Here is a 14,286-nt window from a genome sequence, read left to right as displayed (position 1 = left end):
GCCGACGGCAGCAACTCGTTGCTGCCGTCGGCGGCCCGGGTGAGGACCCGCAGTTGCGCGGGAGACGGCCCCCAGGGGCCCTGCTCGTCGGCGTCTAGGACGGACAGCAGGTCCTCGACGGTGCCGACGTCCTCAATCTGCCGGAACACCGGGCGCGTCCGATTGACCCGCAGTGCGAGGCTCAGGCTGGCTCCCCGGTACGGGGCGTGGCAGCGCCGGTCGGGGGTGATCACCTGGTGGCCCTCCGGCACCGTGAGGATCTGGAGTACCCCCGCGTGCACGACGAGCTGCTTGTCGCTCTGGACGGGAAACGTCGACTCCGTCGCCGCGCTGCCGCAGAAGCGGCAGCGCGGCGCCCGGACTCTCGGGCTGATAGCGGCCGCCGTGGTAGAGGATCGGAACAGGCGCGGTGCGCCTCCGTGCGAGCGCCCCTGTGCTGGGATGCCCGCAGGCGCGGGCGGTCAGGTCTTCACGCGGGTGACGCGGGAGGTCGGCAGATGGACGCGCAGGACGTCGTCGTGCCGGGGAGGGTCTAGTGCCGCGAGCCGGTGGAGCGCTTCGGCTAGCTTCGGGTCTGCGAAGTCCTCCTCAGCCTCCGCTGCTTCGCCGACCGGCACCATGCGCGCCGTGGTCTCGGTGTGCCTGAGGTCCGGCATCTCCTCGGTGGGCGTGAGAGCCGCGATGAACGGGCTCCAGCCCACGGGCATCCCGCTGCCCGTCGGGTACTCCGTCGTCGTGAAGTACGCGGCCACGGCTTGTGGTCCGTCGCCCGGCTGCTCGTCGGCGAAGGCCCGGACCCGGTCGGTGACGACCTGTCGCCACCCCTGCTCCGCCGTCTGGTCGGCGACGGAGGCCAGGGTCTCCAGGGTTTTGGGCGGAAGTCCGCGGAGCGCGGCGCGCACCAGGGGCGTGGTCGGCTCGGCCAGTAGTGCGGCCAGTTCCTCGTGTTTCATCGCCGGTTGTCCTTCCGTGGGATGGCGGTGAGGGGCCCGTACGGCGGGGCGGCGGCCCCGCCGTACGGGGGTGTTCCGCAGGACCAACAACATCTATAATAGTGTCTTTGCGGGTAAGGTGAACCCACCCACTGACCTCTGGTTTTACGGCGATTCATGCTCTCGGCGGGGCGGCAGCGGGAAGGAGCGCCGGGGGTCCACGCGCACGCAGCGCTCGCAGTAGGCCGTGACACGGTTGGCCGTGCACTCGCCCCACTGGCACTCGAAGTCCTCGCGCGGTCCGCAGATCAGGCACCGCCACAGAGCGATTCCGTGCATCTCGCACGGCTCGTAGCGCTTGCGTGAAGGGAGTAATTCCAGGGCGGGGCGGGGCCGTTCGAGGCAGGCGAGATCGGCGGCCGGGAACGACTCGTCGCCGTCGCGTATCCAGCGGGGTGACAGCTGCTCGTACCGCTCGGGCGTGGTGTAGTACGGCTGACCGGCCGGGCTGAACACCATGGCCAGATGGCCGCCGGAGATCAAGGTCTCCAGCCGGTCATGGCTGAACTTCCCGCGCAGGGAAAGTATTTCGTCCTGGCGCAGGCTCCAGCCGTACCCGTACCGGCGCAGGATGCGGCGCTCCGTGGCGGCCGGGCCTCTCTGGGCGGCGTCGAGCTCCTCGGTGGCCTCGATCGCGGCCGTCGGGCTGTCGGTCAGTTCGCGTACCGCCTCCTCGGCGGCCGTGGCGGTCGAGTGGCTGCTGAGCGCGTACCCGTGGAGCTGGTCCACGACCTGGTGGCGTCCCTCGTGCTCGGCAGCGGCGTACCGGACGGGACGCTGCGGCTGGGTGCGGCGTCGGGGCATGACGGAACTCCATCTGCGCAAGGGGGCGGGGAGAGGGCGGCGGAGGCCCGCCGGGCGGCGGTCAGCTCCTGGGCAGCGGCCTGTAGGCGGAGAAGACGTAGTGCCCCAGATTCCGCAGCATGCCGGCGGTGTCATCCACGGCCGCGGGGTCGTGGTCGGCCTGCCGGGTGTACGCCTCGATCTCGCTGTTCCAGGAGAACCCCTGGACGGCAAGGGACTCTTCGGTAACGGGCGTGAGGTCGCCAGAGGACTCGGGGGCGGCGACGAGTCCGTGGGCGGGGTCGGGTACGACGAGAAACACCGGGCTCCTTCCCTGCGGGCCGCCCTGGTCGGGGCGGCCCGCGGGCGGACGGTTGGTCAGTGGGTGACGGTGACGGTGTAGTCGGCTTCCAGGACGGCGAGGGCGGCGCGGATGGACGCGCGGGTCTCCGGGCTCGGGACCGAGTAGGGGAAGTCCAGGGCGCGCACGGCGTCGTCCAGGTCGTCGTCGGGCATCGGCAGCGTGTATCCGCTGCGGTAGAAGGCGACGGCGGTAGCGGTGGCGACACGGACGCGGTTGTAGGCGATGGCCTCCCCGGCCGTGGCGTCGATGCCGAGCGCTTCGCGCGCGGTGGGCGGCAGTGCCGCGATCCCGGCGGTGAACCGGCGGGCGGGCATACGCAGACGTGCCGATCGCAGGGCGCGGCGCAGCGTTCGAAGCATGGCAACTCCTGGGGCTGGAAGGAGAGAAGGGAGGGCGTCACCTGGTGCGTGGGGGGAGGTGGCGACCTCCGACTCACTACTAATAATAGTGTAAGTTGCGGGAGTGTGAACCCACCCCTGACCTGCGCAAACGAGAGGCGGGCGAGTTGGTGTGCGGCAGGTCAGCGCTGCGGGGCGTGCACGGCCAGGGGCTTGGGCGCCGCGCTGGTGTAGATACCTTCCAGGCCGGAGGGGGCGATCAGGCCCCAGGTGAAGGTGGCGGTGTCGGCGTGGAACTGGCCGCGCCGGGCGTGCGGGGGGACGTAGGCGCGCAGGGTGCCGATGCCGTAGACCTCCAGCGCGCCGTCGAGGAGCGCGTCGCCCTGCTCCTCGGTCACGTCCGGTCCGTACTTGTGGAACTGCTCGTCGGCGACAACGGCGAGGACAGGGCTGAGGTCGTCCTCGACGGGGCCGAACATGCTGCGCCAGTGAGCGAGGTCGGCCATGGCCTCCGCGCGGCTGGCGCGGGTGCTGCAGTAGCGCACGCCGTCGCGGTGGTCGGCGAACTCGTCCGTGTCGTACAGCCACGCCTCGAACTGGTGCTCTGCGTACATCCCGACGCCGTTGTGGCGGCAGCGCAGGAACCCGAAGGGCTTGCCGTCGACAGTCACGGGGTGGCGTTCCGTGCAGAACTCGCAGGTGACGCCGACGTGGCGCAGGAAGCGCTGCAGGCGGGGGAAGCGGGCGAAACGGGTGGCGCAGTTGCAGCAGGTGTACACCTCCCAGCGGGAGGGTTCCGCGACCGTGTCGTGGCGGCACTGCGGGCACTGGTAGGCCTTGTTGCTGTACCAGTCGATGACCGGCGCCAAGTTCCCTTGCACGGCGAACTCCTGGGGTGGGAATCGAGGGAGAGGGGGCGGGCCGTCGCCCGGCGCGCGGGAGGCCGACGCGACGACCCGGGCTCACTGCTTATAATAGTGTGTTATGCGTGAGTGTGAACCCACCCTTGACCTGCGGTTTTGCTGGCCGGTTCGAACGGCCGTCTCCACTGCCTCGCGGCGCGCGGTCACCTCGGCCTCGGCGGCGGTGGCCGCGAAGACGACTTCCACGGTGCCGAACGCGTCCTCGGCGTCCAGGGTGCACTCCTCCAGGGCATCCGACCGTTCGGCGGCGTCGTCCGGCGCCTCCAGTACGGCCCAGACCTCGACGTCGGGCCCGGACCACTGCCCGACGACGAAGAACGGGTACTCCCGCGCTGGCTGACCGGCGGTGGTGGCATGCTCGGGTCCGCTCATCGTTCGTCCTCGGTGTCGGCAGGGGCGGAGCTCCAGCACATCCCGTCGGCGGCGAGCGAGGCGTCTGCGGGCACGGTCCCCTGAAAGTGGCGGTCGTTCGGCTCGTCGTCCTGGGCGTGGGCATCGATCCACTCGTCGGCGGCCTGCTCGGCACCGACGGCACGGAGCAGGCCGGCGAGCGTGTCGGCTTCGGTGCAGCGGAGACTGGCGGCGACGTCGGACATGGTGGCGGTGTTGCACCAGGCGCCGGTGAACGCCTGGGCGACGTCGGGCGGGATACTGACGGTGTCGGCCATCGTGTGCTCCGGTGTGCGGTCAGGTGGATGCGTTGTGCGTGCCTGCGAGGGGATTTGAACCCCTGACCACCCACAAGTGGAGCCGCTCTACCGCTGAGCTACGCAGGCTTGGGGCCGCCGGTGCGGCGGCCGGTTGATGGTGGGTGTCAGCGTCCGGCGATCTCGCGAAGCGCCTTCAGTGCGGTGGGCGCGGCGACGACCCGGGGTTGTTCAGCGGTGGTGCCCCGGCGTCGGACCATGCGGTCCGAGGCCAGGTGGAACGCAGTAGTCGACGCCCGATTCAGGGGAGATGGGGTCGCCGGAATCGATGTCGGTGCAGTAGGCGTCGAAGACTTCTCCGGCGGTGAGGGGTTCGGGATCTCCCGCTCGTAGCCGCCAGCCGTAGACGCGGTCCGTGGCGCTCGGGGCGCTGGTCCGCATGACGAGTCCGCCGGGCAGAGCCGCGAGGCAGAGGGCGAGGACCGTGGTGAATTCCAGGGCTTCGGCGTCGTCGAACTGGGCAGCGCTGTCGGCCTCCGTGTCCGCGTGCAGGACAGCGACCAGCGTTTCCGGCGTTGCCGAGACGCTGCACACCAGGTGCTGGTGGCCCGGGTCGGCCGTGTCGAGGATGCGGACGAGGAGGTCTCGGGCGCGGGTGAAGGCTTCCTGACCGACGTCCTTTCCGCAGGCGGCGCAGGCGGCGCAGGTGCCGATGCGGGCCAGAAGCGTGGAGGCGTACTCCCACGTGGCTTGGCGGACGGCTTCGTCGATCAGGACCGGGACAAGGTCGGCCAGCGGTTTGCCGTCGTACGGGATGGTCGGGCCCGTCGTGGCGATCTCGGCGGTGAAGCGTGCGCGGCTGGAGGGGCTGTCGCGGTCGAGGCCGGTGTCGGCGCAGAAGTCGGCGTACTCCTCGGGGTCGAAGAGGGCGAGCGTGGTGTGGGTGTCCTGCGAGGCACGGGCCCTGAGGAGGTCTTCGACCCCTGCCAGGTAGGTCGCGTAGTCGGCGAAGGCGAAGCTGCGGTAGTGCCGCATGGCGCGGAAGTCATGCTCATCGGTGAGCAGGCCTACGGTGCCGGAGATTTTGCGACGCAGGAGGCGGCGCATCGTGTGGTGGTCGGAACGCGCCGTCTTGCCTCCGTCGGGCGTTCGATCGAAGCCGTGCTCTGCCTGGCGGCACTCGGTGGTCGGGGGTGTGTGGGTCACGTGCACGCCTCTCTCGTGGGTGAGTTGAGGGGCCCCGCCCCTGCCCGGCTGAATGGCAGGAGCGGTCCGCTGGTGCTGGTCGGTCGTCGGGGTCGTGCGGTCGAGGCGGGCGGCTGTCCCTGTGGGCGTGGCACCCCCGCTTCATCTCCAATAATAGTGTTTCTCGTGATGCTGGGAACCCGCCCCTGACCTGCTCTTCTCACTCCCGTGACGCCTGGGCGAACGCGGCCAGCATGGCGGTCACGGAGCCGGGGCGGCCCAACGCTTCGACCTTCACGCCGTCCCCGGAGGGGCCGACGAGCACGGTCACGCTGTCGACCTGGACGGGGCCGTGCTCGCCGGGCGGCCTGGTGTCGTGCTGCCAGATGATCCGGGTGTGCCGGTACTGCACGTCGATCCGGGCCCCTGGGAGTGCGCCGACCACCGCTTCGGTGACGGCGCGGCGGCCGTTCTCCTCCGCCTCCTGCCGGGCGGCGATGTCGGCGGCCTGCTGTGAGGCCTCGGCGTGCAAGGGATATAGCCGCCGGGTGATCTCGCGGGCCGCGTGGCGGGCGCTGCGGGCTGTGACCCCGATCGACGGCGCAATCATCTTGGCCTCGTCCGGCAGGGCGGCGTAGATCTTCAGCCGGTCGGGTCGGCGGTCGTCGGGCTGGCACAGGCGCAGGGCGCGGCCGTCGCCGTCGATGACGAGTCGTCCCAAACCGCGCTCGTAGTCGGTGAGTTCGGCCGTCCGGCAGTGCGTTCCCAGCTCGCGCGCCACCTCGTCGGCGAACGCGTCGAACTGCTCCTGTGTGGTCAACTCGTGGGTCATGGCGGCCTGTTCACTCCTTCGGATGGCTGGTGGGTGTGTTCGGTGCCGGGCTCCTCGTGCCCTGGTCGCGGAGTTCGGCGTCGCGGCGGGCGTCCTCGGCGGTGTATCCGATGTCGCACCATGGGCGGCACAGCTGACCTGCTGGTGCGCGGCACGTCTCGCACCGGTCGTCGAAGTCCTCCGGGCGCCACGGGCGCAGTTGGCCGCTCACGCTGGGGTCTCCCGGATGTGGTCGGCCAGGGCCCGGGCGGACAGGACGGGGCTCTGGTGGCGCGAGGGGGCACGGACGGCCCGCCACAGGCTCGACGGCTGCCACGGGTCGAAGTCGATTCCGGCGACGGGCCGGATGGACCACTGGCGGCCGCGGGGGTCAGCGGCGGTGTACTTCAGACACCGTGGGGTGTTCTGGCGTCCGTTGTCCTCCCAGGAAAGGCCGGCGGCCGTGAGCATGCTTGTCAGCTCGTTGCAGCGATCTCGGGTGATGTGGTCGAACTCGGCGGGGATCAGGTGGAAGTCGACCATGTCGTTGCCCCGCCACTCCTCCGTGTGGCCGTCGTCGCGGGTGAGGACGTACACGCATGCGTGCTGGTGGGCGCCGTCCTCGCGCGTCTCGACGCGCTCGGAGCTGGTGACGGTCCACACGGCTTCCGGGCTGCGCAGCTGCTCGCCCACCCTGAGCTGCCGGGGCGGCTGGGTATGGAAGAGGCGGGGGCCGGGCACGAGGCCGTTGTCCTTGAGGTCGGTGCACCGCCAGCACATCCATACGGTCTCGCCGTGAGGCCGGTGGATGCCCCAGCAGTTGCTGTAGCAGGTCGAGCACACGAACCGGCAGTCCTGAGAGGCGAGGACCGTTGCCGCGTACGTCATGCGGGGCATGCGGCTGATGACCACGCCGAAGTGGCGTCCTACGGACATGGTTTCTCCTTCCAAGGGGGTGGTGAGCAGCGCGGGCGGTCTGCCGGTGGGCTCAGGGGGCGGTGGTCCACAGGGGGATGCCGGTGGTGGTGCGGGCGCTGATGGCCGGGCGCACCATGACGTCGCGGTAGTCGGACACCCGCACGTAGCCGCCGCGCTCGATGTCGAGGCGGACCGGAGCGCCCTCCCATTCCCACTGGTCGATGAGTTCTGCGGGGAGGTTCTCGACGTCGTCGGCCTCCACCTGTACGGCCCAGGCGGTCAGTTCCTCGCCGTACTCCTGGTGCCACTCCTTCAGGACGGTGAAGAGGTGGGCGAAGTCGTCGACCAGGGCCAGGGCGCGCGCCCGGTCGGGGGCGGGGTCCTCGGCGTAGGTGGGCGTGTCGGGGCGGGTGCGCTCACCGAGGCTCATCAGCCAACGCATGATCGGGGCTCCTGTCTTCGGTGTCGGGTGGTCACGCGGCGGTACAGGCAGGTGCGTTGCCCATGTAGGCGGTGTCGATCTCGGCGGGCCACTCGCAGTCGACGCACGGGCGGCGCTCGCACCACCGCCAGTCGTGGCCGTGGGGGCAGCGGGGCGCCCGGTAGGTGACGTGCACGACGGCCGAGTACGTGTAGTGCGCGTGGTCGACCGGGTCGGCGTACTGGTGGCGGACGGAGTTGGAGTCGTCGAGGTGCTCGGTGACGGTGGAGACGGTGACCTCGTGGCGGTTGTTGTCTAGGTCGGTGGTGATGTAGCGGTCGCCGGTTTCGAGGGTGCGGGCGTACTGCCAGCCGGTGGTCAGTGCCATCTCGGGATCCTCCGTGGGCAAGTGCCCTTGCGGTCACGGGTGGTGGTGAGGGGCGGTCAGCGGCGCCTGGACGGCTCGGGTTTGCGGTAGCAGTAGAGAGGAGGCGGGCGGCCCATTCGCGGCTGGTGAAGCCGGGGATGCCGCCGCCTTGCGAGGTTGCCTCCCGTCGCGCCTCCCTCAGCTCTCCGTCGGAGCCGGGTTGGTCCGGATCACTGCCGTGATGGCCTTGATGGACGGGGTGTCGTGCTGCCCCCTGCGGTCCGGCGTGACGCACAGCCCGGACCGGGTCCGGCGCGCGACACCTGAAGCGACGAAATAGGGCAGGTCGTACTGCCACTTTCGGCCCCCGTCGGCCGGTCGACCTACACGGAGGTTCAGGAGGAAGCCCCCGTCAAGGGGCGCCCACGCCTGCTGTGTCTGCCAGCCGTGGGCCTCCGCGAGCGCGAACAGGACAGCAACCGGCTTCGGTAGGGTGTAGCCCTCGGGAGCCGTATCCGTGATGCCTGCCTCTAGCCGGCCCTGCGTGACATCACGGACGTGCCGCTCGGCCGGAGTCAGAACGCTGTCGCGCTCCAGGGCGGCGGCCAGGGTGACGGTCCGTCCGCTGTAGCGGCAGGTGATCCCGACGCCGTACGCGTCACGGATAACCGCACGCCGCGTGCCGTTCATGTCCCACGTCGACTTCGGCTCGTGCGTGGTCAGGACGCCGTTGCGGACACTCGTCGTATTGCCGCACGGGCACACCGTCTCCACTGTACGCAGCAGGGCGTACCACACGTTCGGCAGGAGGATCGTGGGATCGTGCTTCTCCCCAGTGGCGAGCTGTTCGAGCATGGTCGGCACGATGTTCTCCTCAGTCCCTGGTCTCGATCAGTTCGGGGGCTGTCACGCCCCCCTTGTCACTTCTAATAATAGTGTCTTTTGGGGTGGCGTGAACCCACCCCTGACCTGCGCTTTTCCTCCGTCTGTCAGGGGGTGGCGACCAGGGCCGGGCGGCGGCCGCGCGGGCGCCTGCGCTGCTGGGCACGCAGGGAGTCGGCTTCCTCCTGGGCGCGGCGGGCGCGCTCGTGCTCCTCGGCGGCCGCGCTGACGCAGTAGGGGGCCCACCACTGCAACCCCCTGATCTTCTGGGTCAGTGAGTCGGGGCGGTCGGCCAGCATCAGCAGGAGGACCGGGTCCGGGGAGAAAGAGAGCCACCGTGCGGCGGTCCGCCATGCGGCCTCGGCGGCCTTCCGCTCCGGGAGCGCGGTACGGGCCTCGCGCTCCAGGCGGACGGCTTCGGCCTGGTGGTAGGAGGCGGACCAGGCGAGGAAGCGCAGCAGGCCGGGGGTGTCACGCTGCCGTGAGGCCTCCAGGATCGCGGGCAGGTCGGCGCGCTGCGCGACGTGCTCGGCGCAGCCGCGCAGGACGGCGGTGAGTACCGTTTCCGTCTTCTCCGACGGCGGGTGATCAGCGGCGGACGACAGCGGATATACCGAGACCCCGGGGCGGCCGGTGCTGTCGCGGTAGAGGGTCAGGCTGCCGTGGTAGCCGGTGCGGCCGCGGGCGAGCCGCGGGAGGTCCTCGTCGGGGGCGGTGGTCTTGAAGGCGTTCACGGGGCCGAGACAGGCGCGGACGGCGGTGAACTGGTCCCAGTGGTGAGGGTCGGTGGTGCCGGTGACGTGCACGCTGCCGCGCATCGCCCCGCCCAGCTCGAACACGACGGCGTCGGCCTCGCGGGGGTCGGCGGTGGCGCGCACGGGGCCGGCGGGCGTGTCGATGGTCAGGCTCGGGCTGGTCATGGGCTGCGACTCCTCGGGGCTCGACTGGATGGGGCGGGGGCCTGCCGCCCCGCACCCACCGAAGGGGAGTGCGGCGGGTGCGGGGCGGCAGTCGGCCAGTGGCGCGCTGGCCGGGGATGGCCGTCCACGCCCCCGTACCGGGGGAGGGGCGCGGACGGCGTCTGCGGGGGGTTACTCCTTCGGCGGCTTGTGGCGGCGGAGGTTGCCCCGGTCGGTCAGGCTGGGGCGGCGGCCACAGGGACAGTCCGCGTAGCGGCGGCCGTGCATCTTGAAGAACTTCCCGCCGGGTGCATGGCCGTTGACCTGATAGGCCGTGCCGGAAACCGGCTTGGTGTTGGCGCAGTAGCCGTCCGGCGTGACGGCGGGCTTCTCGCTCATGAGCGCTCCTCGGCGGTCCCGTGCGGGCGGTGCAGTTCGGGGGCGGGGTAGACCTCGCGCTCTACGGCGGCGACGTCGGGGCACGGAATGACGGCGGCCCGGAGGCCGTCCGTGTCCATGGGGTGCAGCCACCCGTCACGCACGGACCAGCCGCACGCACGGGGGCTGGGCTCGGCGGCCGTGGTGGCGATCAGGACGGCGCTGCGCATCGTGCTTCCCTCCAGCGCGAACGCCAGCAGCAAGCGCAGGGCGCAGAACTCGTCTTCGTCCAGCACGGCCAGGCGCAGCGGCTCCATGCCGATCGAGAGATCGGTTCGGCCCGCGACGAACGCGTTGTCGGTCCGCTCGGCCACAAGGTTCAGCGTGTGCTCACCGTCTCCGAGTGCCTGGAACACGGCGGAAAGGGCGGTCAGGGTGCGGCTCATGGCGGCCGCGATGGCGTCGTCTCCGGGGTGGGTGATCTCCGGGCGTGCAGACATGAGGACTCCTCACGGGGCGGGGCGGTGGGCGGTGGGCGACGAAAGGCCGGCCGCGCTGCGCCCCTGGACACAGATGTCTTCATGGCGCGGTCCGCTCCGCCGACGCGTCGCGCTGCCGCTACGCGGCAGGGGCCGGGCGGGCGCGCTCCGCGCTCCCTGCGGGCTGGGTCGCGCGCTCCGCGCTCTCGGGTCGGGGGGCCATCCGCAGGGGCGCGCTCTATCCGACTGAGCTACGGCACCGGACCCGGCCCAGGGGTCGGGGGGTACCCCCGGGCCGGGAGTATGAGAGTTCAGCGTTAGGCGCCCTGTCCGGTGCCCGGGCGCAGAGCGTCACGATGTGCGTCAACCGCCGTCGCGCTTTCTTCGCTTGTCTGCGCTGGGTCGGTACTGACTCGTGTGAACGAACCCACACTTTTCACACGTATAGGTGTACAACTGCCCGCCTCTGTTGTTCCGCAGAGATTTCAATTGCTTTCGGGCCTGCGACGCGCTCTGATACTTGATCTTTCCGGTGGGGCAACTGCGGGCCCAGTCAGGGATGTTGCTGTCATCCGTGCTCATGAGTCTCTTCTTTGTGGTCGGCCCGGTCCGGGGCTCGTGGTCCTGACCGGGAGCCGGTGGGGGTGCGGGGGCAGTGCTGTCGGTGGGGCCCGTGCGGGCCGGGCTGGGACGAGTTGCCCGGCCCGCACGGGGGTCTGTCAGCCGTGCGCGGCGGCGGCCGTGAGGGCGGGAACCGCGAGCGCTTCCAGGGCGGCGGCCTGGTCGGCGTCGGTGAGGGTCTGCGCGGTCGACGTGACAGCCTGCATCACGCCCCCGGCCGTCATCTGCCCACCCCGGATGAAGTGGGAAAGGATGCGGTCCTTCGTCTCGTTGCCGATGTTGAGCGACTTGGTGACGTGCTCGATGGTCTTCGTCGGCTCGTCCAGCGTCTTCCCGGCGGCGGCCTCCATCTCGTAGACCTTCGCCTCGACGTACTCCTGTGACAGGAAGGTGCGCACGGCGTCGGTGGTCTTGGAGGTGATCAGCTCCAGCGTCTTGCGCTGGGTCTGGCCGGACCAGTTCACAACGCCCTCGTCCTGCTTGCCTCCGAGGTGGACGGCGCGCATGACGTCCTTGCTCTGGGTCAGGCCGTTGCGGCAGACCTGGATGACGGCGCGCGGGGTGATGGTGTACGCCCCCGCGCCAACCTCGCTGTTGGTGATGACGAACCCTGCGGAGATCATCGGGAGTTCGTCACCGCTGCGGCCGTCGAACGGGGAGCGGTAGCCGCGCAGCAGGTTGCGGGCCTGGATCGCGACCGCTTCGGACTCGACGCGCACATACATGCGCCGGTCGGTGAGGTCGCACCCCGTGATCCGGGTGGGGTGCCCGGACTTCTCCACCCCGTCCAGGGCGGCCAGCAGCATGTCAAGGTTGTCCATCAGCTTGTAGCTGTCGGACAGCAGCGCGCGGGCCACGCCCTCACCGGGCATGCCGGGGCCGTGCTCGCTGCGGAACGCGCGGAGCAGGAAACGGCGCTCCGGACCCTCACGAAGCCACGCGTTGACGTTCTCGTCCAGCAGCGGGACGTTTTCCGCGCGCATGCGGCGCAGGTAGGCCAGCGGGATGCGGAGCTTGTCAGAGATCCCCTCGTCGGCAACGACGGTGGGGCGGTAGATGCCGTCAACGACGGTTACACCGCTGGTCGTGAGCTGGGACTCGACGCCTTCGACGTGCATGTTTCCCTCACGCATCCGCAGCGCGGACGCGGGGGCGATGACGTCCAGCTTCCGGCGCTGCCCGTCCTCCAGGATGCGGACCAGGTCGGACGCGTCGGCGTTGCGGGCACCGGTGGGGGCTACGTTCGTAGCGCGCTCGGCGAACTGCTGAGTCATGCGGTTTCCCCTTCGTTGTTGGTCTCTGCGGTTCGGGGGGCGGAGCCACCGCCCCCCGAACAACTTCAATAATAGTGTGTTTCAGGGGTGGGTGAACCCACCCCTGACCTGCACACTTAGACCAACGGCGCTCGGAACTCGGGGAGCGGCGTCACGCTCTGCCCCCGTACGCTCGTGACGGCGGGCACCGGAATGCGGCCGATCACCTCGCACAGGTCGTAGCGGACCTCGTGAGCTCCGCCGACCGGCCCGGCCTCCGCCTTGATCGCCTGCACCCAGTAGTCCCCGTGACGCCGTGTCACGCTGCCGTGATACCTGACCTTCTGCCACAGCACCGGCCCGCAGTCCTGCGGGTCAAGGATCCGCGCCAGCGAGAGCGCAAGCTGATTCGCCACCCGCTCAGACAGCAGCAGGCCAAGGAAAGCGCGGTCAACCGTCGCCCCATTGACCGGCACGTCAGCCATGGCCGGGCCCGTGTGGCCGGTGCGCACCCCCATGGCCCAACCCAACTCGAAGAACGACCGGACAACGTCCAGTTGCTCGGGAGACACCCTCTGGGCGTCTGGGTCCCTCTCGCTGCGCGCCAACTCCCGCAGCGCGTAACGGGCCTGCTCCTTCTCGGCGTCCGTGAGCGGCGCTCCGATTTCCCGGGCCTGCCCTGCAATCCGCGTGTTCTCCATGGTGCCCTTTTCCTTTCGGTGATGCCGGATGGAAGGGGGCGCCCCAACCGGGGCGCCCCCGTGCGGATTACTTCAGGAACCCATTCGACCGGAGGAACTCGGCCGTGATGAGCGCGATTCCGTGGGGCTTGTAGATCTGCGGGAATCGCCGCAACTCAACTTCCATGCGCCCCGACTTGTCCGGGTCGATGAATTCCTGAACCAGACGGTAAGGCTCCTCGCCCGTCGGCATTTCCAGCACGACCGGACCGGCGGCCTTGGTCTCGAACCGAATTCCGGTGAAGCTCCGGTCTGCGTTGTGCACGATCTTCACCCCTGCTCGCGCGCACAGCAGCGGCAAGAAGTTCGCGATCGTGCGGGCCCGAACTGCAAGCTCGGTCATGGGCGCGTCTGCGCCACGTACCCCGCGCACGATCCCGTCAGTGATCGTCAGTTCCACGTTCTTCCCCTTCGTTGGTCCCTTGCGGTTCCCGGGGGTCGCCTCCCCCAGGACTTCAAATAATAGTGTGTGTTGCGCTCGGATGGAACCCCCGTTGCGCTGCGGGTTGCGCTAGATGTTGCGCCAGGGTGTTGCGGTAGAGGTTGCGTTGGATGTTGCGCGGCCTCCTGGGGCGTCCTCGCGTCACCCCTGGTCACCCCAACAATCCAGTCTGGTACGCCTGCTGACATCCCCTCTGCGGCCGCTGCTCCCTGCCCAAATAGAAGAAGAGAAGGGGTGGGGGCGGGTGTGGTCGGCGCGGCGGCATCGGGGATCGGGGCGCGGCTTGTCCTGCGTTGCGCGTCGGCCTGGGGCCGTCGCGCGGGGTGGGGGAGTGCAGCCGGTGACCAGGTGTCTGGGTTGGTGGGTTGGGTGGTGGTGGTCTCTCCCTCCCTGTCTCCTCTCCTCCTCCTTTCTGCCGGAGGCAGCCCCCTTCTCTTCCACTCCTCCCACGGGCAACCGGGCCCCGGAGGGGCCCTGTTGCCCTCTCCTGGTATTCCGTGATTTACTTTTCCTCACGGAATACAATTCAAGTCTCCTCGGTTTTAAGGGAATCGGAGATTCCCCTAAAACCCGCCCCCAGGAAAGGCATATGACGCACCCTCAACCCAAACACCAACTCACACCCGAACTCCCCACCCACACAATCAAAATCAGCACCCAAATTTGTGCCGGAGGCGCAAACGCTCTCCGCCCGGTTTTTCGTTCCGGAGGAACGCAGGGTTATGGAATGGCCGGAGGCCAATTCCATAACCCACCGCCGGAGGCGGGCAATTCGCGCGGGGACGCGCGAAACGAGCTCGCGAGTATTCGGGGGGCGCCGGGCGCCCGATAAAAATAGGAAAA

Annotated in this window: 21 protein-coding genes and 1 tRNA gene; all 22 read right to left on the bottom strand. The window is 69.7% G+C overall.

All coding sequences use genetic code 11. The features are described from left to right. On the bottom strand, positions 1-281 hold a 281-nt coding region (locus tag AB0D14_RS43960; RefSeq protein ID WP_362790870.1), incomplete at its 3' end, for a hypothetical protein. Positions 282-461: 180 nt separating this feature from the next. Further along, positions 462-953, bottom strand: coding sequence for a hypothetical protein (locus tag AB0D14_RS43955; RefSeq protein WP_362790867.1), 492 nt, complete (start codon positions 951-953; stop codon positions 462-464). Positions 954-1,097: 144 nt separating this feature from the next. Continuing rightward, entirely contained in the window at positions 1,098-1,796 is a 699-nt protein-coding gene (locus tag AB0D14_RS43950) for a hypothetical protein (RefSeq protein ID WP_362790865.1), read from the bottom strand. A 61-nt stretch (positions 1,797-1,857) separates the two neighbouring features. Further along, positions 1,858-2,097 (bottom strand): hypothetical protein, encoded by a 240-nt coding sequence (locus AB0D14_RS43945; RefSeq protein ID WP_362790862.1) that lies wholly within the window; start codon positions 2,095-2,097, stop codon positions 1,858-1,860. Between the two features lie 56 nt (positions 2,098-2,153). Beyond that, on the bottom strand, positions 2,154-2,498 hold the full coding sequence (locus AB0D14_RS43940) for a hypothetical protein (RefSeq protein WP_362790859.1): 345 nt from the start codon (positions 2,496-2,498) through the stop codon (positions 2,154-2,156). A 161-nt stretch (positions 2,499-2,659) separates the two neighbouring features. Next, positions 2,660-3,358 carry a hypothetical protein gene (locus tag AB0D14_RS43935; protein WP_362790856.1) on the bottom strand — a complete coding sequence of 233 codons (699 nt, stop codon included), beginning with the start codon at positions 3,356-3,358 and terminating at the stop codon, positions 2,660-2,662. A gap of 81 nt (positions 3,359-3,439) precedes the next feature. Continuing rightward, on the bottom strand, positions 3,440-3,772 hold the full coding sequence (locus AB0D14_RS43930) for a hypothetical protein (protein ID WP_362790853.1): 333 nt from the start codon (positions 3,770-3,772) through the stop codon (positions 3,440-3,442). Next, complete coding sequence (locus AB0D14_RS43925; protein ID WP_362790851.1) at positions 3,769-4,068, bottom strand: hypothetical protein; 300 nt, start codon at positions 4,066-4,068, stop codon at positions 3,769-3,771. The genes AB0D14_RS43930 and AB0D14_RS43925 overlap by 4 nt, the downstream gene beginning before the upstream one ends. 39 nt (positions 4,069-4,107) lie before the next feature. Then, positions 4,108-4,176, bottom strand: a tRNA-OTHER gene (locus tag AB0D14_RS43920). A 102-nt stretch (positions 4,177-4,278) separates the two neighbouring features. Next, positions 4,279-5,154: a hypothetical protein gene (locus AB0D14_RS43915; protein WP_362790873.1), complete on the bottom strand. Its 876-nt coding sequence runs from the start codon at positions 5,152-5,154 to the stop codon at positions 4,279-4,281. A gap of 298 nt (positions 5,155-5,452) precedes the next feature. Beyond that, a complete protein-coding gene (locus AB0D14_RS43910) occupies positions 5,453-6,064 on the bottom strand; it encodes a hypothetical protein (RefSeq protein WP_362790848.1) in 612 nt (203 codons plus the stop codon). Between the two features lie 10 nt (positions 6,065-6,074). Next, entirely contained in the window at positions 6,075-6,275 is a 201-nt protein-coding gene (locus AB0D14_RS43905) for a hypothetical protein (RefSeq protein ID WP_362790846.1), read from the bottom strand. Further along, positions 6,272-6,979: a hypothetical protein gene (locus AB0D14_RS43900; protein ID WP_362790843.1), complete on the bottom strand. Its 708-nt coding sequence runs from the start codon at positions 6,977-6,979 to the stop codon at positions 6,272-6,274. The genes AB0D14_RS43905 and AB0D14_RS43900 overlap by 4 nt, the downstream gene beginning before the upstream one ends. A gap of 52 nt (positions 6,980-7,031) precedes the next feature. Beyond that, the gene (locus AB0D14_RS43895; RefSeq protein ID WP_362790841.1) at positions 7,032-7,403 is read right to left on the bottom strand and encodes a hypothetical protein; all 372 of its coding nucleotides are present in this window, start codon (positions 7,401-7,403) and stop codon (positions 7,032-7,034) included. A 31-nt stretch (positions 7,404-7,434) separates the two neighbouring features. Further along, positions 7,435-7,770 carry a hypothetical protein gene (locus AB0D14_RS43890; RefSeq protein WP_362790838.1) on the bottom strand — a complete coding sequence of 112 codons (336 nt, stop codon included), beginning with the start codon at positions 7,768-7,770 and terminating at the stop codon, positions 7,435-7,437. A gap of 177 nt (positions 7,771-7,947) precedes the next feature. Continuing rightward, the gene (locus AB0D14_RS43885) at positions 7,948-8,613 is read right to left on the bottom strand and encodes a hypothetical protein (RefSeq protein WP_362790835.1); all 666 of its coding nucleotides are present in this window, start codon (positions 8,611-8,613) and stop codon (positions 7,948-7,950) included. Between the two features lie 125 nt (positions 8,614-8,738). Next, positions 8,739-9,551, bottom strand: coding sequence for a hypothetical protein (locus tag AB0D14_RS43880; protein WP_362790832.1), 813 nt, complete (start codon positions 9,549-9,551; stop codon positions 8,739-8,741). Between the two features lie 171 nt (positions 9,552-9,722). Further along, the gene (locus tag AB0D14_RS43875) at positions 9,723-9,929 is read right to left on the bottom strand and encodes a hypothetical protein (RefSeq protein WP_362790829.1); all 207 of its coding nucleotides are present in this window, start codon (positions 9,927-9,929) and stop codon (positions 9,723-9,725) included. After that, a complete protein-coding gene (locus AB0D14_RS43870) occupies positions 9,926-10,408 on the bottom strand; it encodes a hypothetical protein (RefSeq protein ID WP_362790826.1) in 483 nt (160 codons plus the stop codon). The genes AB0D14_RS43875 and AB0D14_RS43870 overlap by 4 nt, the downstream gene beginning before the upstream one ends. Before the next feature lie 698 nt (positions 10,409-11,106). Then, positions 11,107-12,282 carry a DUF932 domain-containing protein gene (locus AB0D14_RS43865; RefSeq protein ID WP_362790824.1) on the bottom strand — a complete coding sequence of 392 codons (1,176 nt, stop codon included), beginning with the start codon at positions 12,280-12,282 and terminating at the stop codon, positions 11,107-11,109. Between the two features lie 116 nt (positions 12,283-12,398). Beyond that, the gene (locus AB0D14_RS43860) at positions 12,399-12,962 is read right to left on the bottom strand and encodes a hypothetical protein (RefSeq protein ID WP_362790821.1); all 564 of its coding nucleotides are present in this window, start codon (positions 12,960-12,962) and stop codon (positions 12,399-12,401) included. A 67-nt stretch (positions 12,963-13,029) separates the two neighbouring features. Next, positions 13,030-13,401 carry a hypothetical protein gene (locus AB0D14_RS43855; protein WP_362790818.1) on the bottom strand — a complete coding sequence of 124 codons (372 nt, stop codon included), beginning with the start codon at positions 13,399-13,401 and terminating at the stop codon, positions 13,030-13,032. Between the last annotated feature and the right edge of the window lie 885 nt (positions 13,402-14,286).

The sequence above is a fragment of the Streptomyces sp. NPDC048484 genome (assembly GCF_040651415.1).
Lineage (GTDB): Bacteria > Actinomycetota > Actinomycetes > Streptomycetales > Streptomycetaceae > Streptomyces.
Note: the sequence above shows the minus strand (reverse complement) of the source record. Positions and strands in the feature narration are given on the sequence as shown.